This is a genomic window from Nocardia sp. NPDC057272 (genome assembly GCF_042668615.1).
Classification (GTDB): domain Bacteria; phylum Actinomycetota; class Actinomycetes; order Mycobacteriales; family Mycobacteriaceae; genus Nocardia.
Genome location: NZ_JBHUYK010000003.1, coordinates 301,111 through 327,028, shown reverse-complemented (window position 1 = coordinate 327,028; position 25,918 = coordinate 301,111). Strand labels below are relative to the sequence as shown.

Sequence of the window (25,918 nt, the reverse complement as noted above, 5' to 3'; positions counted from 1 at the left end):
TCTTCTCAGCGCGCCGGATGGCGCGGAATCCGGAATTCCCACTCGGTACCGAGGTCCGCACCCTCGGTCAATAACTCGGCAGTACCGCCCAGCGACTCGATCCGGCCGACGATCGAGCGCGAAACCCCCATCCGCCCTTCGGCTTCGGCCGCCTCCAGCCGTCCTGTCGCGATGCCGACGCCGTCGTCACGCACGCTCACCACCAACCCGTCACCGGTGTCCTCCAGCAGCACATAGGCTTTCGCGTCGGCGCCCGCGTGCAACGAGACATTCGACAGCGCGGTGTTCACCGCCGCCGCGATCTCCTGGGCGACTATCCGTCCTACGAGCACCGGATCGCCCGGCGTGGCCACCGATACCTTCGGCGTGGCGTGCGCGGTCAGCAATGGCCGCAGATCCACTTCGCCCGACTCCGGATCGGGAAGCTCCGCCTGCTCGGACAGCAGCACCCGCAACGCCACCTCCTGCTCCCCGGCCCGCTGCGCGAGTTCCTGTGCGGGCCCGCCTATCTCGCTGCCACGGCGTTTGATGAACGCCAGCACCTGCAACACCCCGTCGTGCACCTCGCGAGCCAACCGCTCCCGCTCCTGCGCCGCCGCCGTGATCCGCAAGGCCCGTTCGAGCTGCCCCTGCGCCCGTCGAGCGGTATTGGCGGCCAACCCGAGCGCCAACCCGACCGAGACGAGTACCGGTGCGGTCGCGTCGCCCCAGACGTCCTGTCCCCACTGACCCCGTACGGTCACCACGACGGCCGACATGGCGAGTCCCGCGACAACACCCGCGACCGGTCCGCGCAGGATGGCCATCGAGATGACCGAGTTCGCGATCCACAACGTCGTCGGCAGGGTCTGATGTCCGTGGTACCAATCGTAGTCCGCGACAAGCCGAGTCGAGGCGATCAGCGCGATCGTCACCACCTGATCGCCGAACACCACCCAGCCGCGGATCTTCCCGGTCGCCTCGGGGAAGTACCACTGCGACAACAGCAGCGCCGAACTGCCCGACCAGATCGCCATCACCGCGATCAGCATCCAGCTCAGTCGCGGATGCTCGTAGTACGACACCGACGCGATCTGCTGACCGATGGCGTACAGCAGCGTGACCAGCCGAAACGCCTGCGCGGCCCGCCACAGCGGCGCGGTCGCGGCGTCGGCCGAGCTCAGCTCAGCGGTGTGGGTCCGCATCGCCGGACTCGGCTTCTTCCATGCGCAGCCGCTTCGCCACGTCGAAGCGGCCCGGCGGCTCCGGTTTGTCGGGTTCGGCGGTGAACCGTTTTCGCTCCTCGGTGGCGACCAGCTCACCAAAAGCCTCCTCCGGGCTGTCGGCGAGCAGATAGCGAATCGCCGTGTTACCCACCGCGATCAACGGCACGGCGAGCAGTGCCCCCGCGATCCCGCCGACGACCAAGCCCGCGGTGATGGCCAGCACCACGGCCAGCGGATGGATGCTCACGGCCCGCCCGAGCAGCAGTGGTTGCAGCACATGGCCTTCCAGCTGCATCACCGCGATGATGATGCCGAGCACGATCAGCGCGGTGACCAGGCCCTTGGTGACCAGGGCGATGAACACGGCGACGAACCCGGCGAAGAACGCGCCGATGATCGGGATGAACGCGCTGATGAACACCAGCGAGGCCAGCGGCAAGGCCAGCGGCACATGCAGAATCGCCAGCCCGGCTCCTATACCGATCGCGTCGACGGCGGCCACCGCGACGGTGGCACGCACGAACCCGACCAGCGTTCCGAAGCCCAGTTCACCGGCGGTGCGGACCTTTTCGCGGTGCGCGGTGGGGATGATCCGGGTGACGAAGTTCCAGATCTGATCTCCGCCGTAGAGGAAGAAGATGAGAATGAACAGGATCAGGAAGGCGCCGGTGAGAATGTGGCCGATGGCGGTGGCGGTGGTCAGCGCGCCGCTGGTCAGGCTCTCGCGGTTGTCCTGAATGGTGCGCACGATGGTGTCGCCCGCGCTGCGGATCTGCTGATCGCTCAGATGCGGCGGACCGTTGATCAACCAGTCCTGCACCTTGTGCACGCTGTTGGTGACCTCGTTGGACAGCCCCGGCACACCGTCGACGAACTGTTCGACGACGAAGGTCAGCACCCCCGCCAGCAGACCGATCGACCCCAGCAACGCGACGAACACGCCGAGCGAGCGTGGAATCCCCACCCGCTGCATCCAATCGACCATCGGCGCGAGCAGCGCGGCGGCGAGCAGCGCGATGGCCAGCGGGATCACCACCGTGGCGAACTTCTGCACGAGCATTCCGACCGCGAGCAACGCGCCGAAGATGATCAGCAGCCGCCAACTCCACGCGGCGGCTTTGCGGACCAGGGGATGAACTGCCTCGGCGTCCGAGCGCCACGGCGTTGACGCGGTCCCGGAATCTACCTTCTGGTCGGTCACTCGAGAGAGCCTATCGGTCCGAACGCCGGATCGGTGCTCGTGCCGACGCCTCGGGACGAGGTTCTGACCACAGCCCCGCTACGGGTGAACGCCCGGTCGACGGAACCGGGCGTTCACCTGCTTATCGACAGAACCGCATGTCAGTGTCCGGCCAAGCCGGGCACGGTGTAGCTCGGCGGCGTGCCTTCCGGCGGCCCGACAGCCTCGGGGGAGGCGCCGCTGGGCTTGGCACTACCGCTGTTCAGTGCCGGGAAGATGCTCTCGGCCGAGCCGCTGGTCGTGGTGCCATCGGCAGCGGAAGCGAGGCCACCATTCGGCGAATTATGTTGTCAGTCAGTATCTTTCACACATAGCCAGAATGAATTACTGCGGAATGGCGACGGGATTTCCTCGGTTTCCACCCGGTAATGGGCGAATGTCGGTGCGATAATGCCCACCCTGTCGCCTGTCCTGATCACCTGGCTAGGTGGTCAGATAGATTGGCAGACGTGTCGGCGCCCCTGGAAGCGGTCAAACAGACCATGCGAACGCGCTGGCCGCTGTATCTGACGTCTGTGCTGCTGGCGAACGCCTTCGGCGCGGTGCTGGTGTGGGCCTTCATCCAATACGGCCTGCCGGTTCCGGAGGGCGATCCGGGTGGGGTGCGCCAGACCGGTCTGCTCGCGCCGCTGCTCGTTTTCGGGGTGGCCGCCGTGCTGAGCATCTTCGCCGCGGCCCTCATGCTGCGGCCGGTGATGCGCTGGCAGATGCGCGGCGGGCCACCGAGCAGACGCGAGCAGATGGCGGCCCTGCACGTGCCGCTGCGGCAGTCGATCGTGCACCTGGTGCTGTGGATCATCGGCGGCGGGATCCTGGCCGCGCTGATCATCACCGAATCGCCCGAGCTGGCGGGTGCGGTGATCGTCACCGAGTGCATGGCCGCCACCATCGTGTTCGGCTTCACCTACATGCTCGGCGAACGCATCCTGCGCCCGGTCGCCGCGGAGGCGCTGACCGAGGGCACTTTCGACCACACGCTGACCCCCGGCGTCGGCACCCGGATGGCGATGACCTGGGGCATGGGCACCTTCGCGCCCACCATCGCGATCGTGCTGCTGTGCGTCACCCAGATCTCCTCGGACGTGAAGTTCTCGGCGAAGTCGCTCGCGATCTCGATCCTGCTGCTGTGTGGCGTGGTGATCCTGCAGGCGCTGGCGCTGTCGATGCTGACCGGTTCCTCGATCTCCGACCCGGTGCGGCAGTTGTCCCAAGCCATCAACAGGGTGCAGGCCGGCTCGCGTGACGTGCAGGTGGAGGTCTACGACGGCAGCGAGATCGGGCTGTTGCAGGTCGGCTTCAACCGGATGATGGACGAGGCGGCCAAGCGCCGCAAGCTGCAGGAACTGTTCGGTCAGCACGTCGGCGAGGATGTGGCGCAGCGGGCACTGGACTACGGCACCGAACTCGGTGGTGAGACCCGATTCGTCGCGGTGCTGTTCGTGGACATGGTCGGTTCCACCGCCGCCGCGGCCGAACGCCCGCCGACCGAGGTGGTGAGCCTGCTCAACGAGTTCTTCCGGGTGGTGGTCGACGTGATCGACAGCCACCACGGTTTCGTCAACAAGTTCGTCGGCGACGCGGCGCTCGCCATCTTCGGCGCCCCGCTGGATCGCCCCGACGCGCCGAGCGCCGCCCTCGCCGCGGCCCGCGACTTGCGCGAGGCCCTGCGCGAGGTGACCAGCCTCGACATCGGCATCGGCGTCTCGGCGGGCCTGGCGGTGGCCGGAAACATCGGCGCCGCAAATCGTTTCGAATACACCGTGATCGGCGACCCCGTCAACGAGGCGTCGCGGCTCACCGAATTGGCCAAAGATCATCCCGGCCGCGTTCTCGCTTCGGGCAGCGCGCTCTACTTCGCCGACGAAAGCGAGCAAGAACATTGGATAACCGGAGACGAGGTCCAATTGCGCGGCAGACGCAGAAAAACCCGCCTGGCCTGGCCGAAGTCCGCGATCGCCGCGCCGCGCGGGGACGAGGAAGAACAGATGCGTTCGTTAGGCTGAGACCGTGACGGCCGACGGCGACCTAGCAGGCGCACCGGCCGAGCGCCGCCGCCGCTTTCGGTGGGTCAAGTGGGTGCTCGGCGCGGTGATCCTCGCGCTGCTCGTCGGCGAAGGCGTGTATCTGTGGCCCCGCCTGCACGAATCCTGGCGCACGCTCACCGAGATCCACTGGGGCTGGCTGTTCCTGTGCATCGTGTTGCAGGCGATGTCGATGAGCGGTTTCGGGCGGGTGCAGAAACAACTGCTGCACGCCGGTGGGGTGGACGTCAGCCAGGGGAAATCGGTATCGGTGGTCTACGGCGCGACCGCGATGTCGCTGACGCTGCCCGCCGGACAGGTCTTCTCCACCGCGTTCACCTACCGCCAGACCCGGCGCTGGGGCGCGAGCCCGATCGTCGCCTCCTGGCAGCTGGTCTTCTCCGGCGTGGTCGCCGCCGCGGGGCTGGCGCTGCTCGGGATCGCCGGCGCCGCGCTGGTCGGACAGGGGATCGGCTTCAAATTCGTCGTCTCGCTGGTGGTCCTCGCCCTGGTCCTGTTCGCCGGCAACTATCTCGCCCGCCATCCCGGCACGCTCGAGGCCATGCTGCGGCGGGTACTCGCGCTGGTCAATCGGCTGCGGAAGAAGCCCGCCGATCACGGCATCGCCAAGCTGGCCGAGATCCGGGCGCAACTCGAGTCGGTCGATCTGGGGAAGAAGGACGCGGCGCTCGTCGGGGTGTGGGCGCTGGTGCACCGGTTCGCCGACGTGGCGTGTCTGGGCACCGCCTGTTACGCGATCGGCGCCGATCCCAAGTTGTCCGGGCTGCTCATCGCCTTCGCGGCGGGCAAGGCGGTGGGGTCGATTCCGTTCGCGCCGGGCGGCATCGTCTACGTGGACGCGACGCTGATCTACAGTCTCACCGCGGCCGCAGGACTGCCCGCCGCACAGGCCGTCGCGGCCGCGTTCGTGTACCGGCTGGTCAGCTTCATCCTGGTCGCCGTGGTCGGCTGGATCGTCTTCGCGTTCCTGTTCCGCACACCACAGGCCGACGACGAAGAGTACGAGCAAGAGTTCTATTCCGCCTCCCCGCGTATTCAAGCCAGACGTAGGCGCGGGGAATCCGGGGACGCGGCCGGCGGAACGATGGAGTCGGGTTAGCCCGTCCCCGGTGAGTTACCCATGTGCCGATTATCGAACGGTGTCACCGCAGCGCGCGTATCGCGGCGCGCCAGCCCAAGAGAAACAGCGCGAGGACGCAAGCCGCGACAATCATGAAACTGAACGCGACGCCCTGGCCGCTGATGGCGCGCAACACCATTCCGCCGACGAGGGTGCTCGCCCAGATCAGGATTCCGGTGGGCCACAACGCCGTTGCGTCGAACCGCGTGTTCCGTGCGAGGTAGACCGCGAGGACCCAGCCGAGGATCAGTCCTGACCCGAAGGGCCACACCGTTTTCAGCAGACCGGCGATGACGGCTTCGTCGTGACTGCGCCTCCCGATCGCGCAGAAAACGATCACCAATAGAGCATCGATACCGAACGGCGCGTATCTCTTCACGGACGTAGCGTAACCGGTCAAGATCGACTTCGAGACCGGGTTCATAGCCACTGAGCAGTGATAACCCTCGCTCTACGGCTCCGGCGTCGCCAGCGATTTCAGCAGCACGGCCGCGAGTCGTGAAGTGGCGTCACCACTGTCGACATCGGCGATGTGCACCGCGAAGACCAGGTCGCCCATTGTCGCCAGCAGCCAACCGTCGGCGCCGCCCGTCGCGGCGAAGGCGGTGATATCGCGGAATCCGCGCAGCGCAGCGGTTTCGGGCTTGCCGATGCCCTCGTTCATCATTCCGCGCAGCCGGTCGACCGCGGGCTGGGGCAGCGCGGGAACCGGGGTATCGGTGGTACCCGGCTTGCCCGCCTCGATCATCGGCGGCACCACCGACCCACGCGCAATGGCCGCCGCGGCGATCGCCATCCCGAAGGGGCTCACCTGCACCGCATCGGCGCCCGCACCCTGACGCACCTGCTCGGTGCTGCGGCCGGGCGTGCTGATCCGCCCGGTCACCTCGTCGAGCCCGGCCACCTTGAAGTCGACGCCGACGCCGAGCGCGGTGGCCGCCTCGGCCGCCTCCTGCACGGTGACGTCCTGCGGCGGCTTGTTCTTGGTCGCCGCGGCCACGGTGCGGAACAGCTCCATCGTGCCGCCCGCCGGGAACAGTCCGGTGAAGGCGATCGGCCCCTTCTCCGTCGCGTACGAGTTCTGCGCCACCGCGACAACCGCGCCGGTCGAGGGCTGAATGGCCACGACCGTCGCCGCGGTCCCCGCGCTCACCACGGCGTCTTCGGCGGCGCGCTGGAGTCGCTGATCCATCGTCGCGGCGATATCCGGCCCGGCCGGTCCCTGGTATCCGGCCACCTGGTTGACGAACCTGCCGTCGGCCTCGAAGATCTGCACACCCCAGCCCGCGGTGGCCTCGAGGCTGTCCTGCCATACCTCGCGCAGCGCGTCGAGCATCGGCGAACGGGTGCGCCGGTCGGCCGAGATCAGTTTGGGCTGCTTCTCCATCACCACACCCGGCACCTTGGCCATTCGTGGTTCCAGGATCGCGAAATCCCCGTCGCGCAGGTTCACCGCGACGATCGGCTTGCCCTGCGAGCCTGCCAGCTGCTGCATCAGCGACGGCCCGGTGATCAGGGGCGCGACCGGCTCGATGGCGTCGGCGAGCGCGTTGGTGGTGCCGACGAGGTCGCCGGTGCGGCTCGGGTCGATCTTGATGACGTTGAGCGTCTGCTCGGTCATCAGCGTTTCGCCGGGCAGGTCGACAACCTTGGGCGGCGGCTTCGCGGTGGTACGCACGAGCTTGACGGTGCGGTTGTTCGTCAGCTGCGGCATGACCACCGCGGGCTCCCAGGAGATCCGCCAGCCGATGGCGAGCTTGCGAACGGTGCCCTGCAGTGTGTAGGTCCAGTCCTTCTTCTCGCCGAAGTTCCAGGCGACTTCCATGCTGAAGATCGCGGACTGCTTGTCGAGGTCGATGACCTGCGACGCCTCGTAGTCGACGGTGCCCGATTGCAGGCCCTCGAACATTTGCTTCATGGTTGCCGAAGCGGCGGCGGGGTACGAGGTCAGGTCGGCGGCTTTGCCGTAGTCCTGATCGTCGAGGTACTCGGTGAACCGCTGGACCACCGTCTCCGACTCGCTCGTCTTCCCACCCACTCCGCACGAGCACAGCGCGATGGCGAGGGTCGCAACCCCCGCGATCGCCATTGCGCCCCGGACGCGAAAGCGGCGGGATCCCCACACATCCATATCGCCCACTCTTCACTCTTGCCACTCCGGTAACAAATCCACCGTACCGGAAGTTGACCCGTCTCCAATGCCCCGGTCAGCCGGGATACTCCCCGACCTCGACACCTCGATTGTGCCGGAAATCTCGCCCTGATGAGGGTCCGTTTTCCAACCTCGCCCAGTAAGCGGCAACAACTGCTGCGTCAACCGTACCGACAGCCGCGCCAGGTGGTGCGGATCTCGCATTTGTCCGGCGATTCAACGCGAGGGTACCCAGGCCGTCTCCGTCCACACGCACGGCATCGCCTTTACCGAGTCGATACGCACCGGTTCACGCAGAGCGGAATTCACCGCGCTGATATCGGCGTAATCTTGTAATCAACGCAACGTGCGCAAGACAGATAGCAGGTGATTTCCATGCGGAACGATCGACGCGAGCGCGGATTCGGCCGACCCGGCGGTTGGCAGCAAGCCGACCTTCCCGATCCCGCCGACGCCCCCGACTGGTTCGCCGGACGATTGCCCGCCGACTGGTTCACCGGGCCGGTGGACATCGAGATCGACCGCGACGAGATCGTCGTGGTCGGCGAACTGCCCGTCCCCGGCGACGCGAGCACCCCGGCGGCCACGAAAGAAGGCGCGCTGGCCCGCTTCCGCGAGTCGACCCGCCCGGCCCGCATGCAGATCGCCGACGAGGCCCAGCGGCGTTACGGCCGCAGTGTCGCCTGGGGCGTGCGAGTAGACGGCGAACGGATCCTGTTCACCCACTTGGCGGTCCCCGTGATGACCCGTCTGCGTCAGCCCGAACGCCAGGTCCTCGACACCCTGATCGACGCGGGCGTCGCCCGCTCCCGCGCCGACGCCCTGGCCTGGACGGTCAAACTCGCGGGCAAACACGCCGAAACCTGGCTGGCCGAACTCCGCGAAGCCATGCGCAAGGTCGACGACCTGCGCTCGGAGGGCCCCACCGGCTTGTGACTTACAGTGGCCTGCATGGGAGATTCCGTGCAGGCCACCGGTCCGATCCTCGTCATCAACGGACCGAACCTGAACATGCTGGGCACCCGTCAGCCCGAGATCTACGGCGCCGACACCCTCGACGATGTCGTCGCGCTGTGCGAGCAGACCGCCGCCCGATTCGAACGCAAGGTCATCGCGTTCCAGTCCAATCACGAAGGCGCGCTGATCGACCGGATCCACCAGGCCCGCGGCGAGGTGTCGGCCATCGTCATCAACCCCGGCGGCCTCACCCATACGTCGGTGGCGCTGCGCGACGCCCTGGTGATCCCGGAGGTGCCGATCGTCGAGGTGCACATCAGCAATGTGCACGCGCGCGAGGAGTTCCGGCACCATTCGTTCGTCTCCCCGATCGCGACCGCGGTCATCGCCGGCCTCGGCATCCAGGGCTATGCCGCCGCGATCGAATACCTGAGCAAGCCCTAGCTGAGGCGGAAGACGGGGAAACCCGGTGCGATAGCGATCAATTCGGCATCGGTCGCGTCTTTGGTGAGACCCTCGAAGAACTTGCCGACCTCCCAGCCCCACTTCTCCAGGTACAGCCGAAGCAGCGGCACCTTGTCGGCGTCGGCGACCTCGGTGGCGGTGAACGGTTCGGTCTTACGGCCGAGGCGCAGTTCGCCGTCGCCCGCCACGCGCAGATTGCGCACCCATTGGACGTGCCCACGCGGCGCGACCAGGTAGCGCTCGCCGTCGGCGGCCGTCATCACGTTGACCATGGTGGTGCGCCATTCCCCGCTCTTGCGGCCGCGCACCGCCAGCAGCCGCGACCCCATGATGCTGATTCCCAGCTTGGGCAGCAGGTTGGCGATCTTGTTGACGATCGGGTCGATGCCGGTCGGGGGGAGGTGGCGGGTCGCGTTGTCCATGTCGATCACTCCTGAACTGTGAGCACTGCTCTCTGTTGAGTACAAGCATGCGCGATCCGCGCACCTAAGTCAAGAGCAGTGCTCACAGTTTCCGAAAAGTCCGATTTCAGCGAATCGAGAGTTTCATCCGAGAAATACCTGGAACGTCGATTCGGGCGTACCGGCAGCTCGCTCCCAATATGACGAAACCGATTCGGCCAGAACGGTGTCCACGCCGACCTCGGCACCGGTCGCCACCACATGTCGCGCGCCGGCCGCCATCATTCGCAGGTACGCCGGATCGGGCGGACCCCCGTCCTCGGCGATTTCCGCCCACGCGGCGTACAGCTCGCCGACACTGCCCAGTGACCGCTGGGCGTAGGGCATGAACCGGGCTATCGCGGAACCGGACCGGTCGATGATCGCCAGCGCCTGCTCGTAGCCGAGCAGCAGAGGCAGGAACAGGGCGAGCATCGCCTGGTAGAAGACCTGGGCCGCGCCGTCATCCGCACCCAGATATTCCATGGCCGCCAAGGGCCGCAACAACTCTCGTTGTGCTTCGAATACCGCCGGTCGGCCGCTGTAGAAGATGTACGCCGCAGGCCCGGCCAGCTCGTGCGGCTGAGCCATCACCCCACCGGCGAGAAATTCGCCACCGCGAGCCCGGACGAACGCCGCCCCCTGCCGAGTCCGCTGCGGCGAATCCGAGGACAGGTTGACCACAACCTTGCCGGCCAGATCGGCGCCGCCGAGAATCTCGTCCATCGCGTCGTAGTGGGTCAGGCTGAGCACGATGAGCTTTGCCGCCGCCACCGCGTCGGCGACCGTCTCGGCGCGATGGGCACCCAGACCGTCGGCCTTGCCGGGGGTGCGGTTCCAGACCGTCACCGTGAAACCCGCGGCGCGGTAGGTGCGCACGATCTGCTGCCCCATCGGGCCGAGGCCGATGACGGTGACCGCCTCGGCCGCTCGGCCGGAAGCCGACATCAGGACGCCTCGCCGCGGAACAACGCGTACGGCGAGATCTGCCTGCCTGTCGCCTCGGACGCGGCGACGGCCTTGCGCCAGAACGACTGGGCGAGGTGGGACAGGCTCGCGTCGACGCCTGCCTCTTCGCTGGCGTCGATGATGTGCTGGGCGCCCGCGTCCATCATCTTCAGGTGCGAGAGCTCCGCGAAGCCGCCTGCCTTGTTCGCCTCGGCGAACTGTTCGATGAAGAACGGGTAGGCGCCGGCGGAGCGGACGGCGAACGGTACGAACTGGTCGATGCTGTGGCCGGAGTTCGCGATCATCGCCGACGCCTGGTCGAACGCCAGCAACCACGGGTGGAAGGTGATCAGCAGGGCCTGGTAGAAGATCTGGGCCAAGCCGTCGTCCGCACCCAGGTATTCCTGCGGGCTGAGCGGGCGCAGCAGCTCGGCGTGCGCGTCGAAGACCGCCTTCGGGCCGCTGTAGAAGATGTAGGACGAGGGATGGACGATGTTGTCGCCCGCCGACATCACGCCGCCGGAGAGGAATTCGGCGCCCCGCTCACGAACCCACCGCGCGCCCGCTCGCGCCTTGTCCGGTGAATCGGAGGACAGGTTGGCGATCACCTTGCCGGGCAGGTGGTCGATCGCCTGACCGAGCACGTCGTACATGGCGTCGTAATGGGTGAGGCTGAGCACGGAGACCTCGTTGGCATCGAGCGCCTCGGCGACGGTGCCTGCGCGCTTGGCACCCAGCGCCACCATGGCATCGACCTTGGCGGTGCTGCGATTCCACACCGTCACCTCGACGCCTGCCTCGAGGAAGGCCCTGACCATGGCCTGGCCCATCGGGCCGAGGCCGAGAACGGAAACGGAACGGGGAGCGGTCTGCTCGGACATGGTGTGGCCCTTCGATTCTCGATACTGGTTGGTTCGGCGCCGCTTTCCATGGTGGTCGGCGCGAGTATCGTCGGGAAGACCGAACGTTCGGGTGTGGTTGCTTACCCAGAGGTTCGAAATACGGTCAGAAGGGTGTGGCGACGTTGAGCAGTGACGCAGATCACGATGTGTGCGGTATGAGCCTGGCCATCGACGTCGTCGGCGGTAAATGGAAGCTGCACCTGATGTGGGTGCTCGGTGCCGGGCCGCAGCGATTCGGTCAGATCCGGCGGCTGCTCGAGGGTGTGAGCGAGAAGGTGCTCGCCGAGAACCTGCGGCACCTGGAGAGCACCGGCGTGGTGCACCGCGAGATCTATCCCGAGATCCCGCCGCGGGTGGAGTACTCGCTCACCCCGCTGGGCGAAGCCCTTCGCCTCGCGCTGGAACCGCTCGAGACCTGGGGCGATGAGAATCGCGAGGCGCTGGCCACCGCTACCCGGCCGACTGCCCCGCAGCCCTCGCCCTCCCGGATCGCGCTGTAACCGTCAGCGCATCCGGCACAGGTGCTCCATGGCGATCCGCTCGCCGATGCGTTCGAGCAGGTCGGCCGCCGCGATGATCGAGCGCGCGGGATCGGGCTCGAGGTCGCTGAGCGGATAACACGCGGCGAATCCCGCGGCTCGAATCTCCCCGGACGACAACAGGGTTCGCCCTACCGCCGCGATCACCGGCACGCCCGCCTTCTTCGCCGCCGCCGCGACCCCGACCGGCGCCTTCCCGTGCATGCTCTGGTGATCCAGTGAGCCCTCACCGGTGACGACCAGCCTGGCCCCGTCGATGAGAGCCGGGAATTCCAGCAGCTCGAGCAGTACATCGATCCCGCTGCGCACCTGCGCACCCAGCACCGCGAGCGCCCCGAACCCGGTGCCGCCCGCCGCGCCCGCGCCACCGATCTCCGCATAGCCCCTGCCCAGCACGGCCGCCCAGTTGGTCAGCCCCGCTTCGAGTTTCAGCATCTGCCGAGCAGTGGCACCCTTCTGTGGCGCGTACACCGCTACCGCACCAGCCGGCCCGAGCAACGGATTGTCCACATCGCAGGCCAGCGTGAACAGCGTCGTCGCGACCGCCGGATGCAGCCCACCTCGATCCACCGAGGCGACCTGCTCGAGCAACGCGGCCACGTCCCCGCGGCCCGCCAGTTCCCGTCCCTCCTGATCGAGCAACCGCAACCCGAGCGCCCGCAACAACCCCGACCCACCGTCCGTCGAAGCGCTTCCGCCGAGCCCGAGCACGATCTCCCGCGCCCCGCCGTCGAGCGCGTGCACGATGGCAACACCCAACCCGAAGGTATCGGCCCGCAGCGGATCCAGCCGCCCACCGGGCAACTTCACCAGCCCCACGGCAGCCGCCAGCTCCACCACCGCGGTATCCCCCCGCACCGCGTACACCGCCGTCGATTGCTCCCCCGTCGGCCCGGGCGCGGCGACCTCCACCCGCTTCCACCCCGACGCCACGAAAGCGTCGACCATCCCGTCACCACCGTCGGCCACCGGCACACACCGCACCTGCGCCTTCGGCGCACGCCGAGCGATTCCCCTGGCCAGAGCCCTGGCCACCTCCGGCGCGGTCAACGACCCCTTGAACTTGTCGGGAGCGAGCACGACAAGCGGTTCGCCGGCCATCTGTTCCGCCTCTCCGTGTATTCATAGTGTCGTTTCCGAGCTCGACCGTTCGCTCTCGGCCTTTCATCAGGCGCGCGACGGCTCGGAGGTGGTCGGGGAGTGACCCATGTTCTCATTTGCTCAGTGGGTTGTCCTCCCGAACACGGTAGCGTCGACCTATGGCGACCGAGGTCCGCAACAACACCGCGCTCGAGCGGTTCGAACTCACCGCCGACGGTCAACCCGCCGGCTACATCGAATACCAGGACACCGGGGACGAACGCGCCCTCGTGCACACCGAGATCTACCCCCGATTCGAAGGCCGAGGACTGGCGAACACCCTGGTCAAAGCCGCGCTGGACGCCAGCAGAGACCAAGGTTTCAGCGTCCTGCCGATGTGCCCGGTCGTCCTGCATTTCATCACCACCCGCCCCGACTACATCGCCTACGTCCCGCAACGAGCCAGAGAGTTGTTCGGTCTACCTCAGTAGCGCGCGACGGCCCCGTCGACAGCCAGTTGCAGCTCGTCTTTGACCAGCCTGGCGATGTCGGCGGGCCGCTGCGGCAACTCGAGAATCGGCGCCCGGAAGTAGGCGCTCCCCGACACCACCTCCGCCGCGGTCGGTTCGACACCGGCCGCATAGGAGCCGTAATTCATCCCCATGGCGACCAGCGCGGGCGCGGCGTCCAGTTTGGCCGCCCGGAACGCGATATGCCCGATTCCGCTGCCGACCGCCTGCACCTTGGTGTGATCTACCTCATTGCACGTCCCTTCGGGGAAGATCGCGAGGTGATCACCGGCGGCCAACCGCTGCGCGCACACATCCATCATCCGCTGACCTGCGGCATTGACCGCGCGAATGCCGTGGTCCTTGCCGCGGAACACCGGGATCCCGCCCATCATGTCCACCTTGCGCCGCTGCTCGGGGTCGAGGAAGAGCTCGTCCTTCGCCAGCACCCGCACCCGCCCGATCTTCGAGCGCAGCGGTGAGCGCCACGCTGTCGCCGCGACTGTGTACGGGTCGCTGGTCGAGAGGTGGTTGATCGCGTAGATCACCGGCCGACCGCTGCGGATCAGCGCCTTCAACTGCTGTTTCGCGCCCTCGGCGAACGTCACGCGCGGCCGGAACCGCCGGGCCAGCACCGCGTACGAGGCAAGCGCCTTCCACCTGTTCTGCTGATGCCGCAGGTAGTAGTCGTACACAGCGTCGTTGTCGTCGAGCAGGACTTCGGGCGAGTGCATAGCGCGACCCTACCGGGCGATCGCGGGGTCCACGCACGAAGAAATTCCGGTTCCGATCCGCTGCGCGGGAAGCGCGCACCGCCGCTCCAATGCGATGATGGCTCGGTGGCAGGCGGAGACGACCCGGACGAGCGCCGGACTCGCGACGGGCACGGTGACGATCGGCGGCGCGGTCAGCCGGCGGTGAACGTCCGCGCGGGCAATCTGCTGGTGTCCGCGACAGACCTGGTGGAACCTACTTTCCGGCGCACCGTCGTGTATGTGATCGAGCACAACGACGCGGGCAGCCTCGGCGTGGTGCTGAACCGGCCGAGTGAGACCCCCGTCGTGGATGTGCTGCCCGCCTGGGCGGACCTGGCCGCCACCCCGACCGATCTCTACATCGGCGGACCGGTCAAACGCGATGCGGCGCTGTGCCTGGGGGTACTGCGCGCCGGCGTCGACATCTCCGACATCCGCGGCCTGCGCCGGGTCGACGGCCGGGTGGTGCTGGTCGATCTGGACGCCGACCCCGCCGAGATCGGACCGCTTCTCGAGAAGATCCGGATCTTCGCCGGCTACGCGGGCTGGTCGATGGGCCAGCTCGACGGCGAACTCGACAACGACGATTGGATCGTGGTCTCGGCGCTGCCGTCGGATCCGATCGCCACCGACCGCCACGACCTGTGGTCCGCGGTCTTGCGCCGTCAGCCGTTGCCGCTGGCCCTGCTGGCGACACACCCGATTGAACTCGAACGCAACTGATCCCGTTACTCCTTCACACGAGCAGGAGTGACATATGAATTTCGACGAGCAGTGACCAGGGCCGCCGATGAACGATGGTCGCGACGAACTGATGCGCGCGCTCTACGCCGAGCACGCACCCGCGCTGTGGCGTTTCACCCTCGGCCTGGTACGCGATCCCGGCCGGGCCGAGGACATCGTGCAGGAGACTCTGCTGCGCGCCTGGCAACGCCCGGCCGTGCTGGAGCAGACCGAAACCTCACCGCGCGCATGGTTGTTCACCGTGGCTCGTAATCTCGCGGTCGACGAGCATCGCAGTGCCAGGCACCGCCGCGAGTTCGGCACCGACAACCCACCGGAGCAGGTGAGCCCCGACCAATCGGATCGGGCGCTCGACGGCTGGCTGGTCGCCGACGCGCTGAGCACGCTGAGCCCGGATCATCGCGAGGTGATCGTGCGGGCCTACTATCGCGGCCTCGGCATGGCCCAGATCGCCGACGAGCTGGGCATCCCGCCGGGGACGGTGAAATCGCGCCTGCACTACGGCATGCGCGCCATGCGACTGGCGCTACAGGAGATGGGGGTGACGAACCGATGACCGACCTCGCCGACGAGTACAGCACCTGGGACGCGGCCTATGTCCTCGGTTCGCTCGGCGCCGCCGAGCGGCGTGAATACGAGGCGCATCTGCTCGGCTGCGCGCACTGCCAGCAGGCCGTCGCCGAGCTGTCCGGGATGCCGGGCATGCTCGCCCTGGTCGACCGCGACACCGCACTGTCGATGATCGCCTCGCCCGAGCCGGTTCCGTCACAGATTCCCGATCTGCTCCCGTCGCTGGCCGCGGCGGCCGAACGGCGCAGGCGGCGGCGACGCTGGACGGGCGTCGGCAGCGCGGTGGCGGCCGCCGCGGCAGCGGTGGCGATCGCGATTCCGGTGACCGTCACCGTGGCGCGCTCGGAGACGCCGACCGAGCAGATCGTCGCCGAGCAGCAGATGCGGGCGGTGGAGCAGACGCCGGTGAGCGCGCAGGTGAAGCTGGTGCGCGACGGCGACCGCACGCGCCTGGTGATGACCTGCAGCTACGCGCCGAGCGCCTACGGCTCCGGCTACACCCGCACCTACGGGCTCGTGGTGACCGCGGGTGAGCAGCGCTTCGAACTCGACCAGTGGCCCGCGGGTCCCGGCACCGAGCTGACGGTGGATCGCACCATCGACGCCCCGCCGGATTCGATCAGCACAGTGGAGATCACGTCCATCGATTCCGGCCGGACGGTCCTGGTCGCCCAGGTCTGAACGCGAAACGGTCCGGTCTCCGCGGGGGAGACCGGACCGTGTGCGCGACAGGTTACTTCGCTTGCTTGCGGAAGATCGACTTCGACCACAGGAAGCCGCCGCCAGCGATGACCGCGCACCAGACCAGCGAGACCCAGCCGTTGGCGCCGATCTCGGTACCCATCAGCAGTCCGCGCAGCGTCTCGGTGATCGGGGTGAAGGGCTGGTATTCGGCGAACTGACGCATGCCGACCGGCATGGTGTCGGTAGCGACCAGGCCACTGCCGAGGAAGGGCAGCAGCACGATGGGAAACGGTGCGTTGCTGGCACTTTCGGGGGTGGGCGAGAGCAGGCCGAGCGCGATGGCGAGCCAGGTGAAGGCGAAGGTCACCAGGGCGAGCAGCCCGAACGCGCCGACCCACTCCACGACGTTCGCGTTGGGCCGGAAGCCGACCAGCATCGCGACGGCGGTCATCGCGACAACGCCCGCCATCGCCTGGATGAGCGCGCCGAGCACATGCCCGGTGAGCACCGACGACTGCGAGATCGCCATCACCCGAAAGCGATTCACGATGCCCTTGCTCGCGTCGGTGGCGATCGAGACCGCTACCGACACCGTCAGGTAGGCGGGCAACAGCAGCATCATGCCGGGCGCCAGATAGTCGATATAGCTGCCGCCCGAGGACTTCTCGAGTGCTCCGCCGAAGACGTACTTGAACACCAGCATCAGCACGATCGGCATGATGATGATGCTGAACGTCATGCTGGGATAGCGCTTGACGTGAATCATGTTGCGCCGCAGCATCGTCATGGTGTCGGCGACGGCGTAGGACTTGGACTTGGTCTGAGTGGTCATCGCAGAGTCTCCTGCTCGATCGTGGCGCGGCTGTTGACATTGGGCATGCTCGGGCGGCCTACGTGGTCACGCTCCGCTTCCGCCTCCGGCCGCTGACCGCTCATGCCGGTGAGGGTGAGGAAGACGTCGTCGAGGTTGGGGGTGTGCACGGAAATGCCGCCCGCTTCGATGTTCTCGGCATCAAGGAGGTCGAGGACGGCACGCAGTGATCGCACGCCGCCGTCGCTGGGCACGGCGAGGGTCAGCCCGTCGGTGCCCTCGACCACCTTCGCCTTCGAGCCGAACGCGCGCTGAGCTGCGTCGACATCGGGCTGATCGGTGAAATCGATGCGGATGTGGCCGCCGGGGATCAGGCGCTTCAGTTCTGCCGCAGTGCCTTCCGCGACGATCCGGCCGTTGTCGAGCACCGCGATGCGATCGGCCAGCTGGTCGGCCTCCTCGAGGTACTGCGTGGTGAGGAAGACGGTGACGCCGAGATCGTCGACCAGGCCGCGGATGATCTCCCAGATGGAGCGGCGGCTGCGCGGATCGAGGCCGGTGGTCGGTTCGTCGAGGAAGATCACCCGCGGATTGCCGACCAGCGTCATCGCCAGATCGAGCCTGCGGGTCATGCCGCCGGAGTAGGTGCTCGCGGGCTTGTCGGCTGCCTCGACCAGGTCGAACCGTGCCAGCAATTCGTCGGCCAGAGCGCGGGTTTCGCGGCGCGGCAGATGGTTGAGGTCCCCCATCATGTGCAGGTTCTCCCGGCCGGTCAGTAGCTCGTCGACCGCGGCGAACTGCCCGGTGACGCCGATCAGCTCACGCACCCCGCCCCGGTCGGTCGCCACATCGTGGCCGCCCACGGTGCATTCGCCGCCGTCGGCGGCGATCAGTGTGGTGAGGATCTGCACGGTGGTGGTCTTGCCCGCGCCGTTGGGGCCGAGCAACGAGAACACGGTGCCCTCGGCGACGGTGATGTCGATGCCGTCGAGAACTGTTTTGTCGCCGTAGGCCTTGTGGAGACCGCGTGCGGTGATGGCCGAGTTGACCATGGTCGTCCCTTTCCAGAGGATTGCATTCATTGCTGCGAATATGTGCATGAGTTATCGACACAGCCCCCAGGGGCTGCGGTCGGTGTGTGCGGTGTGTGGTTGTTCGTCCGAGGACGGAGCTAGATGTCGAGTTCCTCGATCTGCGGGTGCGCGGTGATGTCCTCGACCTTGCGATAGAGCTTGTCGGGCACGCGATCCTTCAGATCCTTCAGGTCGTCGAGGATCTCGTACTCGTAGTCACCCCAGTCCCACGGCCGATCACCGATGCCGAACATGCGACGCCAGTATTTCCAGTCCTTCATGTCGCCCGCGGCGTCCCCGGTCGGGTATTCCGACCACAGCGCCGAGTGCGTGTGGAGCACGAGCTTGCCCTTGCGGCTGCGGTAGACCTGCTGATGCAGCACCCGCTTGTCGCCGACCTCGCGCCATTCACCCAGCAGCACGCCCTGGAAGCGCACCTGCCGGACACCGTCGCGACCCACCTGCAGGACGACCTCGTCGAAGCCGGCCTCACGACCCTCCTCCAGTTCGATGAGCCTGCGCAGCGCGCTGACCACGGTGCTGGAGAGGTTTCCGCCGACGAGCTCCTGCGCCCGCTGGAACACGGGGAGATCGTCATCGGCTACGTAGATCGTCTTGTTGGGCATGAACCCACTATACGTATATGTGTACGTACACACAAGGGGTGGTTTTCACCCACCCTCTGAACTCCCCCTTGGCGCGCCTCGTAACCCCATCAGACGCGGTGCACAACGGCGTCACATTTCGTCGCGGAGAAGGAGTGCCGATGCCGGACAGAGTGGTGGACTACCTGGTACGAACGGTAGCCGACCGGGGAATCACCCAGATCTTCGGCGTCGACGGCGCCAATATCGAGGACCTCTACGACGCGATCTTCGATGCGGGGGGCGCACCGGCCGGCATCGTCGCCAAGCACGAGTTCTCCGCGGCGACCATGGCCGACGGGTATTCGCGCAGCACCGGCGGGCTGGGTGTCGTGGCCGCCACGTCCGGCGGTGGTGCGGTGAATCTCGTTGCCGGACTTGCTGAATCGTTCACATCACGGGTTCCGGTGCTGGCGCTGATAGGACAGCCGCCGACCAGCCTGGAAGGTCTCGGCGCGTTCCAGGATTCGAGCGGATTGTCCGAATCCATCGACGCGGCAGCGTTGTTCGCGACGATCAGCAAGTACTGCGCTCGGGTGACCGATCCGCTCGAGCTGCCCGCACAGCTCGCCGCGGCGATCACCGCCGCGGAGAGTGGTGGGCCTGCGGTGCTGTTGATCCCGAAAGATGTTCAGCAGCAACTGATGCCGGAGGCCGTCGTCGCTCAACAGTTCGACACCGTCGCGGCCCCCTCCGACGGAGTACGGCTGGATCGCGCCTCCCCGGAAGCGACTTCCCCGCACACCATCGCCACCGAACTCACCAACGCCCGGCGCACCGGGAAGGTGGTGATCATCGCCGGTGATCAGGTCGCCCGCAACGATGCCCGCGCTGAGCTCGCCGAACTGGTGGCCACGCTCGATGCCGCCATCGGCGTGGCCCCCGACGCCAAGGACGTGTACTCCAACACCGGCCCGGGCTACTGCGGTGTCGCGGGCAGCATGGGTCATGCCGAGCTGGCCGAAGCCCTGTCGGCGGCGAGCGCCTGCCTGCTCGTCGGCACCCGCCTGCCGGTCACTGCCCGCGCCGGGCTCGACGCGGCCCTAGCCGACCTGCCGGTACTCAGCATCGGCGCGCACGCTCCGTACCTCGCGGCGACCCACGCCACCAGCGCGGACCTCGCGGAAACCATCGCCACGCTGCTGGCCGACATCGGGGCGGGGGCCGCAACAAGTCAGCGTTCCGCCGAGCTCACGCCGATGCCCGTTCCCGCGGCGGCGGGACCCGGCCTGCGCTATCGCACCGTCATCGAGGCGATTCAGCGCGCGCTGCCCGACGGCGCCGACATTTTCGCCGACGCGGGTAACACCGGCGCCTCGGTGGTGCATTACCTACGGGTACCCGAGCGCGGACGTTTCACGGTCGCACTCGGGATGGGCGGAATGGGTTACGCGTTCGGTGCGGGTATCGGATCCGCGTTCGCCCGCCGCGCCGCGCCCGACGGCCCGCATCGCACCGTCGTCATCGCCGGCGACGGCGCGTTCTTCATGCACGGCATGGAAATCCACACCGCGATCGAACACGACCTGCCCATCACCTTCGTGGTGTTCAACAACAACGCGCACGCCATGTGCGTCACCCGCGAACAGCTCTACTACCGGGATCGCTACAGCTTCAACCGTTTTCAACCGTCACACCTGGGAGCGGGCATCGCCGCCATGTTCCCCGGGCTGCCCGCCCGCACCGTCTCCGACGCCCCCCGATTGTCCGGCGCACTTGACCTCAGCTTCGCCGCCACCGGGCCGTCGTTCCTCGAAATCCTCTGCGACCCCGACGAAGTCCCGCCGTTCCTCCCCTTTCTGTCAGCCCTCGAATCATCCAGGAGCACCCCGTGACCATCAGCGCCCTGCCGGCCCTGTCCGACATCCCCGAGGAGGTGGTGCCCGGCGTCATCCGCATCGAGAACTCCGACCGGGAGACCACAACGCCGATCATCATGGACATGCTGCGGTCGGTGTATCCGCACGACCAGATCTTCGGCGACTACTGCCCCGTGCAGACCTACATCGCGGCCCCACCGCGCGAGGTCTACGAATACCTCGCCGACACCCGCTCGCTCGAGGAATGGACCTACAGCCTGCGCGGATTCACCGAAACCGAGGAGCCCGGCCTGTGGCTGTCCTATGACCGTCTCGGTGACGCGACCAAGTGTTTCACCCGCACCGTCGCCCATCCCGACGCGATGACCGTCGACTATCACTGCGCGTGGGACCAGTCCGAGCACCTCTGGATGATCTACCTGATGCGGGTGGTCGACGCCCAGGTGGTGTTCAACAAGCCCGGCTCGGTGGTGACGTGGATCAACTGCAAGCACCCCTTCTACGACGAGAACGGCTACCCCGAAACCGCGCCGCCGAAGCGCCCCGTCTGGGTCGGCGACTTCTGGGAGATGTTCTCCGCCGGACACCAGCTCGAGCTGGACAACCTCAAAGCCATTTGTGAATACCGCGCGGCCAACGGGCTGCCGATCAAGCCGGAGTGGATGCAGTGAACATGCCGCAGGTGAGTCTGGTCGACGTCGCGAGCTATCTGCCCGGCGACCCCGTCCCGACCGACTACTTCACCCAGTTCTCCCGCTCGGAGCGGATGGCGAAGAACGTGATGTTCCGATCGCCGACCGGCCGTCATCACATCGGCCGCGACGAGACCGCCGTGGACATGGCCGAGCAGGCGTTCGCCGTCCTGCGTGAACGCCACGGCGCCGACCTCGCGTCCGAGATCGACATCATCATCACCCACACCCAGCTGCCCGACAATCCCGTGCTCGGTGCGGGCCCCGAACTGGCTCGCCGGCTGGGCGCTCGTCCGTCGCAGGTACTCGACGTGCACAACAGCGGGTGCGCCGCGTTCGTCCAGATGATGGCGATAGCCCGGATGATGATGGCCACCAGCGAGGCGAAGACCGCGCTGATCGTCGCCGCGCAGAATTGTGCGGGCCCGGTGTTCACCCAGCCCGACATCCGGAAGCTGGCGCAGGCGCCGGTGCCGGGCGACGGGTGCGGAATCGGCTTGCTGCGCAAGGATGACTCGGGACCGATCCTCGATATCGAAACCCGCACCTACCCCGAGTTCGCCGGTGACATGGACTTCTCCACGAACGGTCCGCGCAAGTACTGGGAGCCGGGCGAGGGTCAGGGCTGCGTGACCTTCTCCGAATCCAAGATCACCAAGGTGTTCGCGCGTGGCAACCGGCTGGTGCCGGAGGTGGCGCTGGAGGTCTGCAAGCGGATCGGGGTGAAGAGCAGCGATATCGACACCTTCGTCACCAATCAGCCGAACCGGCTGTTCCTGCGCAACTGGCACGACGCGCTGGAGCTGCCCGCCGAACGTCATCCCGATACCTTCGACCAGTGCGGAAACCTGTTCGCCGCGGGCATTCCCGTCACTCTCGATGCGGAGAACCGTGCAGGCCGGTTGCGCAACGGGTCGGTGGTTCTCCTGTCGGCGTTCGCGCACGCGGGTGATTTCGCCGGTGCCGCGGCTATTCGCTGGGGCGCCGCGCGATGACTGTGCGGCTGGTGGAACCGACGATCCCCTCCCGTCGGTTCCACACCACGGCGACACCCACGCTGTTCGACCTCGGTCTCAGCGAGAACCCCTTTCCCCCACTGCCCTCCGTGCTGACGGCGGTGACTGCCGCCCTCACCCAGGCCAACCGGTATCCGGAGTTCCTGCCGGAGGAACTGCCGCGGGTGATCGCCGATCACCTCGGGGTCTCGCCCGACGACGTGGTGGTCGGCGCGGGGGCCACCGGTGTCGCCATGCAGGTGATGCGGACGCTCGGCGCCGGTGAACTAGTCACCGGCACACCCACTTTCGACGGCTACCCGATCATGGCCGAGATGGCCGGGATGACCCTTGTCCCGATCCCCCTCGATTCCGGCGGCAATCAGGACCTGACTGCCATGCGCCGCTCGGTGAACCGGCGCACCTGCCTGGTCGTGCTGTGCCGCCCGCACAATCCCACCGGCACCGTCCTCGACGCGACGGCGGTGCGCTCCTTCCTCGCCGCGATCCCGCACCGCGTACCGGTGCTCCTCGACGAGGCCTATGTCGAATTCCTCGATCCGGCGGACCGTCTCGATATCCACAGCCTGCTGCACCGTCACCCGAATCTGTTGATCCTGCGCACCTTCTCGAAGGCGTACGGACTGGCCGGGCTGCGAATCGGCTACTGCGTGGGGCGCGGAAAACTGATCGAACGAATCCGCCACCAGCAGTTGCCCTTCGGCACACCCACCGCGTCCGTTGCCGCGGTGCGTGCCGCCTACGCGGCAGGCACGGAACTTCGCGACCGGGTCGAGCGCATCAACCGCGAACGCGACAGCCTGCGAATCACTCTGCGTGCCTGCGGAATCGACGTACCGCCCAGTCACGCGAACTTCCTCTACCTACCCGGACCCGGCGTGGCCACCGCCCTGCGCCGCGCCGGTATCAAAGCGAAGGCCTACCCAGACGGTAGCGCTCGCATCACGGTCGGCGACCCCGCCGCAGGGCACGCCGTCCACGCTGCCCTCGTCGACCTGCGGTAGCCCCTTCGACAACGGAACCCGACCCGGCCACCGGCCGGGTCACCACGACCGGGACCCGGCCCCCTCCACCAGGTCCCGGTCATCCGTGGTTCAGCACCCGCCCCCGCCGCCGCAACCGCCCCCGCCGCCGCAGCCACTCCCGCCACCGCAGCTCCCCCCGCTGCCACCGTCACCGCTGCCACCGTCACCGGTCCCGGCGAACCCGGCACCGGCGCTCCCCGCGGCAAGCCATCCCGACCTGCGCGCAGCACCGCCCGCACCCCGCTTCGGCCGCAGCACGATCCGGGTGACGCCCATGATGAAGAACACCAGCGAGCCGAACAGGATCTCCGCCGTGAACATCCATCCGTATGCGGCGGAGATCAGCCCGACGACCAGCAGCACCAGCGCCCCGGCCATGTATTCCCTGCTCCCCCGCAGGTCAGAACGCGTAGCGGCCATCGGAAACCTCCTGCGAATGTCGAACGCGTGGTGCGATCGGGTACGTCTGGACCGACCGTAATCGCTGGTCCTTGCAATTCGCTTTCAGCCGGCCCGACGCGGCGACCAGTCCTCAGTCCCCGCCGCCGCCACCGAAACCGCCGCCGTAGGTTTCGTTCAGCGAGTCCGCGTCGTCGATCCCGCGTCGACCGGCCTTGCCGCCGGTGTCGATCCGCAGACGCTGGTATTTCGACCGCAGGCGGCGCGAATTCCGGAAACTCAGCACACCACCGATCGTCAGCAGTGTCACCGCGAAGCCGAGCAGGCCGAGGCCGATCAACAGCGAATGGCTGGTGGCGATCAGCCCGACCAGAGCTACCAGAATTCCCGCACCGTAGATCATGAAGATTGTCCGTTCAGATGTCAGCAGCTACTGCTGCCGCCGCCGCAACTACTGCTACTTCCCCCACCGCAGCTGCTGCTACCGCCGCCGCAACTGCTGCCGCTGCTGGATCCGGAGTCGTTGCTCGCCGACCAGGCGCTGCCGCTGGACCAGCTGCTGTCAGTGGAGCTCCAGCCACTCGAGCCCGAGCGCCTTGCCCGCTGGTGCGTGCGCGCCCGCTGTAAGTTCGCGGCCCGCTGCGCGCGCCTGGTCCTGCCGGCCGGGGTATCGGTCGCCCGAATGATCATCCCGATGATCATCACCGGACCTCCGATGAGCACAACGAGAAATACCGCGACTACGACGATCGCGAGCAGTGTGGCGATCACATCGATGAAGTTCATGGGGACCCCCTACCTGGACCGGTGTGTCGAGACCGACCGTAACCGCGCGCACTTGCAATCCCCTTGCGGCCGACTAGCGGTGAGAACCGCCCCGTCAGCAGCCCCCGTCGCCAGCACCCCTCGACGACGCCGACCCTCGCCGGCTCTTCGCCTGCCGCGCCTGCCCCGACGACGCACGCCGACGCGCCCGGCGAACCGCGGCCGCGTCCCGTTCGTTTCTGGCTTCCGGTGTGGCACCGAGCATGACGAGCCCGAACAGCACCAGCACGATCGTGGTCGCCAGCAGCATTGCTCCGATTCCGCCGCCGAGCAACAGCCCGACGACAGCGACGATGAACGCCACGACAAAGACCATGGTTCCTCCCCCGAGATGAGCATCGCCGCATTACGTCGACACCGAATTGCCTGAATGATCTGCCCGATGGCTACAGCTCAACAGCTGCTGCCGCCTCCACAACCGCTACTGCTACCGCCGCCACAACTGCTACTGCTACCGCCGCCACAACTGCTGCTCGACCCGGAGTCGCAGCTGGACGACCAACTGCTGCTGTCGCTACTACTGCTTCCGCCGCTGGACCAGCCGGTGCTCGCCGAACTCCAGCTGCTCGACCCCGAGCTGTCTGCCCGTCGACGATTCCGAGCCCGCGCCAGCTCCCGCGCCCGCCGATTCGCGGCGATCCGTGCGCGCCTTTCCGGTCGCCCCGCCGGATCCGACACCTGCTGAACAATCGCCAGGATCGCCATGACAGGCACGGTCACGATTCCCACCACGCCGAACACTCCGACAAGAATCGCGAGAACAGTGGTGACGACATTGCTGATGCTCATGGACCCCTCCTACCTGGACCGGTATGTCGAGGCCGACCGTAACCGCGCGTTCTTGCAATCCCCTTGTGGCTCAACCACTGCCGAGGATGCGCTCAGCGATCACTCGCCGCCGCCACCCCCACAGCCGCCACCGCCGCAGCCACCACTACAGCCGCCGCCACCGTGCCCACCGCTGCCGCTGTTTCCGCCACCGCCGCCGTGTGACTGCCCGCCACCGTCACCGAACCAGCTGACCCCGCCCGCGGACGAGCCCGCGGCCCACCACCACCGCTTCGACTTCCGCGAACCCCCGGGATCGCGAAAGGCGAGAACGCCCCCGACCACGACAGCGACCGCCCCGATGACGATCAGCACGACCCCCGCCATCACCGAATAGCCGGTAGTGATCGCCCCGATCAACGCAAGAACAAACCCAGCCCCGACAACCTTCACAATTCCCCCCGATCAAGGTCCTGCTCCCGTTGTACCGGAA

General features: G+C 67.3%; 31 protein-coding genes. 14 read left to right on the top strand and 17 right to left on the bottom strand.

All coding sequences use genetic code 11. The features are described from left to right. Window positions 1–5: 5 nt before the first annotated feature. Both macS and ACFULV_RS06800 read right to left on the bottom strand, forming a co-directional pair. Window positions 6–1,184, bottom strand: a complete 1,179-nt coding sequence (gene macS, locus ACFULV_RS06805; protein WP_378653832.1) for a MacS family sensor histidine kinase — start codon at window positions 1,182–1,184, stop codon at window positions 6–8. Further along, entirely contained in the window at window positions 1,165–2,406 is a 1,242-nt protein-coding gene (locus ACFULV_RS06800) for an AI-2E family transporter (protein WP_378653830.1), read from the bottom strand. The genes macS and ACFULV_RS06800 overlap by 20 nt, the downstream gene beginning before the upstream one ends. A 521-nt stretch (window positions 2,407–2,927) precedes the next feature. Between ACFULV_RS06800 and ACFULV_RS06795 the strand changes: the two genes are divergently transcribed. Continuing rightward, window positions 2,928–4,448: an adenylate/guanylate cyclase domain-containing protein gene (locus tag ACFULV_RS06795; protein WP_378635281.1), complete on the top strand. Its 1,521-nt coding sequence runs from the start codon at window positions 2,928–2,930 to the stop codon at window positions 4,446–4,448. Window positions 4,449–4,452: 4 nt separating this feature from the next. Continuing rightward, complete coding sequence (locus ACFULV_RS06790; RefSeq protein ID WP_378635018.1) at window positions 4,453–5,586, top strand: YbhN family protein; 1,134 nt, start codon at window positions 4,453–4,455, stop codon at window positions 5,584–5,586. A 43-nt stretch (window positions 5,587–5,629) separates the two neighbouring features. On the opposite strand, the gene ACFULV_RS06785 is transcribed toward ACFULV_RS06790, so the two are convergent. Both ACFULV_RS06785 and ACFULV_RS06780 read right to left on the bottom strand, forming a co-directional pair. Then, window positions 5,630–5,986: a DUF3054 domain-containing protein gene (locus ACFULV_RS06785; protein ID WP_378635016.1), complete on the bottom strand. Its 357-nt coding sequence runs from the start codon at window positions 5,984–5,986 to the stop codon at window positions 5,630–5,632. Window positions 5,987–6,058: 72 nt separating this feature from the next. Beyond that, window positions 6,059–7,738 carry an NTF2-like N-terminal transpeptidase domain-containing protein gene (locus ACFULV_RS06780; protein ID WP_378653829.1) on the bottom strand — a complete coding sequence of 560 codons (1,680 nt, stop codon included), beginning with the start codon at window positions 7,736–7,738 and terminating at the stop codon, window positions 6,059–6,061. 396 nt (window positions 7,739–8,134) lie between these two features. On the opposite strand from ACFULV_RS06780, the gene ACFULV_RS06775 reads away from it, so the two are divergent. Next, window positions 8,135–8,695, top strand: a complete 561-nt coding sequence (locus tag ACFULV_RS06775; RefSeq protein WP_378635010.1) for a hypothetical protein — start codon at window positions 8,135–8,137, stop codon at window positions 8,693–8,695. A 15-nt stretch (window positions 8,696–8,710) separates the two neighbouring features. Continuing rightward, window positions 8,711–9,160: a type II 3-dehydroquinate dehydratase gene (gene aroQ / locus ACFULV_RS06770; RefSeq protein ID WP_378635007.1), complete on the top strand. Its 450-nt coding sequence runs from the start codon at window positions 8,711–8,713 to the stop codon at window positions 9,158–9,160. Here the strand turns inward: aroQ and ACFULV_RS06765 are convergent. From ACFULV_RS06765 to ACFULV_RS06755, 3 genes are all read right to left on the bottom strand, one after another. After that, window positions 9,157–9,603: a nitroreductase/quinone reductase family protein gene (locus ACFULV_RS06765; protein ID WP_378653826.1), complete on the bottom strand. Its 447-nt coding sequence runs from the start codon at window positions 9,601–9,603 to the stop codon at window positions 9,157–9,159. The two genes, aroQ and ACFULV_RS06765, sit on opposite strands and share 4 nt — an antisense overlap. Before the next feature lie 123 nt (window positions 9,604–9,726). Continuing rightward, entirely contained in the window at window positions 9,727–10,569 is an 843-nt protein-coding gene (locus ACFULV_RS06760) for an NAD(P)-dependent oxidoreductase (RefSeq protein ID WP_378653823.1), read from the bottom strand. Further along, window positions 10,569–11,450, bottom strand: a complete 882-nt coding sequence (locus ACFULV_RS06755; protein ID WP_378653820.1) for an NAD(P)-dependent oxidoreductase — start codon at window positions 11,448–11,450, stop codon at window positions 10,569–10,571. The genes ACFULV_RS06760 and ACFULV_RS06755 overlap by 1 nt, the downstream gene beginning before the upstream one ends. 176 nt (window positions 11,451–11,626) lie before the next feature. On the opposite strand from ACFULV_RS06755, the gene ACFULV_RS06750 reads away from it, so the two are divergent. Beyond that, on the top strand, window positions 11,627–11,971 hold the full coding sequence (locus tag ACFULV_RS06750; RefSeq protein ID WP_378635278.1) for a winged helix-turn-helix transcriptional regulator: 345 nt from the start codon (window positions 11,627–11,629) through the stop codon (window positions 11,969–11,971). A gap of 3 nt (window positions 11,972–11,974) precedes the next feature. Here the strand turns inward: ACFULV_RS06750 and ACFULV_RS06745 are convergent, their stop codons facing one another. Then, complete coding sequence (locus tag ACFULV_RS06745) at window positions 11,975–13,111, bottom strand: glycerate kinase (protein ID WP_378653817.1); 1,137 nt, start codon at window positions 13,109–13,111, stop codon at window positions 11,975–11,977. Window positions 13,112–13,269: 158 nt separating this feature from the next. On the opposite strand from ACFULV_RS06745, the gene ACFULV_RS06740 reads away from it, so the two are divergent. Beyond that, the gene (locus ACFULV_RS06740) at window positions 13,270–13,581 is read left to right on the top strand and encodes a GNAT family N-acetyltransferase (protein WP_378653814.1); all 312 of its coding nucleotides are present in this window, start codon (window positions 13,270–13,272) and stop codon (window positions 13,579–13,581) included. Here ACFULV_RS06740 and ACFULV_RS06735 read toward each other — a convergent pair. Beyond that, window positions 13,575–14,333: a lysophospholipid acyltransferase family protein gene (locus ACFULV_RS06735; protein ID WP_378634992.1), complete on the bottom strand. Its 759-nt coding sequence runs from the start codon at window positions 14,331–14,333 to the stop codon at window positions 13,575–13,577. The genes ACFULV_RS06740 and ACFULV_RS06735 overlap by 7 nt on opposite strands. Before the next feature lie 105 nt (window positions 14,334–14,438). Here ACFULV_RS06735 and ACFULV_RS06730 point away from each other — a divergent pair, with 105 nt between their 5' ends. From ACFULV_RS06730 to ACFULV_RS06720, 3 genes are all read left to right on the top strand, one after another. Beyond that, on the top strand, window positions 14,439–15,077 hold the full coding sequence (locus ACFULV_RS06730) for a YqgE/AlgH family protein (RefSeq protein ID WP_378634989.1): 639 nt from the start codon (window positions 14,439–14,441) through the stop codon (window positions 15,075–15,077). A gap of 67 nt (window positions 15,078–15,144) precedes the next feature. Then, window positions 15,145–15,654 (top strand): sigma-70 family RNA polymerase sigma factor, encoded by a 510-nt coding sequence (locus tag ACFULV_RS06725; protein WP_067455024.1) that lies wholly within the window; start codon window positions 15,145–15,147, stop codon window positions 15,652–15,654. Next, window positions 15,651–16,349 carry an anti-sigma factor family protein gene (locus ACFULV_RS06720; protein WP_378634987.1) on the top strand — a complete coding sequence of 233 codons (699 nt, stop codon included), beginning with the start codon at window positions 15,651–15,653 and terminating at the stop codon, window positions 16,347–16,349. The genes ACFULV_RS06725 and ACFULV_RS06720 overlap by 4 nt, the downstream gene beginning before the upstream one ends. 52 nt (window positions 16,350–16,401) lie before the next feature. Here ACFULV_RS06720 and ACFULV_RS06715 read toward each other — a convergent pair whose 3' ends face one another. From ACFULV_RS06715 to ACFULV_RS06705, 3 genes are all read right to left on the bottom strand, one after another. Further along, window positions 16,402–17,184, bottom strand: a complete 783-nt coding sequence (locus ACFULV_RS06715; protein WP_378634984.1) for an ABC transporter permease — start codon at window positions 17,182–17,184, stop codon at window positions 16,402–16,404. Then, window positions 17,181–18,215 (bottom strand): ATP-binding cassette domain-containing protein, encoded by a 1,035-nt coding sequence (locus tag ACFULV_RS06710; RefSeq protein WP_378654021.1) that lies wholly within the window; start codon window positions 18,213–18,215, stop codon window positions 17,181–17,183. The genes ACFULV_RS06715 and ACFULV_RS06710 overlap by 4 nt, the downstream gene beginning before the upstream one ends. A gap of 119 nt (window positions 18,216–18,334) precedes the next feature. Continuing rightward, the gene (locus ACFULV_RS06705) at window positions 18,335–18,862 is read right to left on the bottom strand and encodes an EXLDI protein (RefSeq protein ID WP_378653812.1); all 528 of its coding nucleotides are present in this window, start codon (window positions 18,860–18,862) and stop codon (window positions 18,335–18,337) included. Window positions 18,863–19,002: 140 nt separating this feature from the next. On the opposite strand from ACFULV_RS06705, the gene ACFULV_RS06700 reads away from it, so the two are divergent. Genes ACFULV_RS06700 through ACFULV_RS06685 form a run of 4 tightly spaced genes read left to right on the top strand, consistent with a single transcriptional unit; the run spans window position 19,003 to window position 23,412 of the window. Further along, window positions 19,003–20,715 (top strand): thiamine pyrophosphate-binding protein, encoded by a 1,713-nt coding sequence (locus tag ACFULV_RS06700; protein ID WP_378653810.1) that lies wholly within the window; start codon window positions 19,003–19,005, stop codon window positions 20,713–20,715. Continuing rightward, complete coding sequence (locus ACFULV_RS06695) at window positions 20,712–21,371, top strand: SRPBCC family protein (RefSeq protein WP_378634976.1); 660 nt, start codon at window positions 20,712–20,714, stop codon at window positions 21,369–21,371. The genes ACFULV_RS06700 and ACFULV_RS06695 overlap by 4 nt, the downstream gene beginning before the upstream one ends. A gap of 2 nt (window positions 21,372–21,373) precedes the next feature. Then, entirely contained in the window at window positions 21,374–22,387 is a 1,014-nt protein-coding gene (locus ACFULV_RS06690) for a 3-oxoacyl-ACP synthase III family protein (RefSeq protein ID WP_378654019.1), read from the top strand. Then, window positions 22,384–23,412: an aminotransferase class I/II-fold pyridoxal phosphate-dependent enzyme gene (locus tag ACFULV_RS06685; RefSeq protein ID WP_378653807.1), complete on the top strand. Its 1,029-nt coding sequence runs from the start codon at window positions 22,384–22,386 to the stop codon at window positions 23,410–23,412. The genes ACFULV_RS06690 and ACFULV_RS06685 overlap by 4 nt, the downstream gene beginning before the upstream one ends. 90 nt (window positions 23,413–23,502) lie before the next feature. Here the strand turns inward: ACFULV_RS06685 and ACFULV_RS06680 are convergent, their stop codons facing one another. From ACFULV_RS06680 to ACFULV_RS06665, 4 genes are all read right to left on the bottom strand, one after another. Continuing rightward, window positions 23,503–23,853, bottom strand: a complete 351-nt coding sequence (locus ACFULV_RS06680) for a hypothetical protein (protein WP_378653804.1) — start codon at window positions 23,851–23,853, stop codon at window positions 23,503–23,505. Window positions 23,854–23,965: 112 nt separating this feature from the next. Further along, complete coding sequence (locus tag ACFULV_RS06675; protein WP_378634967.1) at window positions 23,966–24,235, bottom strand: hypothetical protein; 270 nt, start codon at window positions 24,233–24,235, stop codon at window positions 23,966–23,968. A gap of 20 nt (window positions 24,236–24,255) precedes the next feature. Continuing rightward, window positions 24,256–24,618 carry a hypothetical protein gene (locus tag ACFULV_RS06670; protein ID WP_378653802.1) on the bottom strand — a complete coding sequence of 121 codons (363 nt, stop codon included), beginning with the start codon at window positions 24,616–24,618 and terminating at the stop codon, window positions 24,256–24,258. A gap of 94 nt (window positions 24,619–24,712) precedes the next feature. After that, entirely contained in the window at window positions 24,713–24,973 is a 261-nt protein-coding gene (locus tag ACFULV_RS06665) for a hypothetical protein (protein WP_378634965.1), read from the bottom strand. Window positions 24,974–25,039: 66 nt separating this feature from the next. Here ACFULV_RS06665 and ACFULV_RS06660 point away from each other — a divergent pair, with 66 nt between their 5' ends. Then, complete coding sequence (locus ACFULV_RS06660; protein ID WP_378653799.1) at window positions 25,040–25,342, top strand: hypothetical protein; 303 nt, start codon at window positions 25,040–25,042, stop codon at window positions 25,340–25,342. Between the two features lie 203 nt (window positions 25,343–25,545). Here ACFULV_RS06660 and ACFULV_RS06655 read toward each other — a convergent pair whose 3' ends face one another. Further along, window positions 25,546–25,845: a hypothetical protein gene (locus ACFULV_RS06655; protein ID WP_378653796.1), complete on the bottom strand. Its 300-nt coding sequence runs from the start codon at window positions 25,843–25,845 to the stop codon at window positions 25,546–25,548. Window positions 25,846–25,918: the final 73 nt, after the last annotated feature.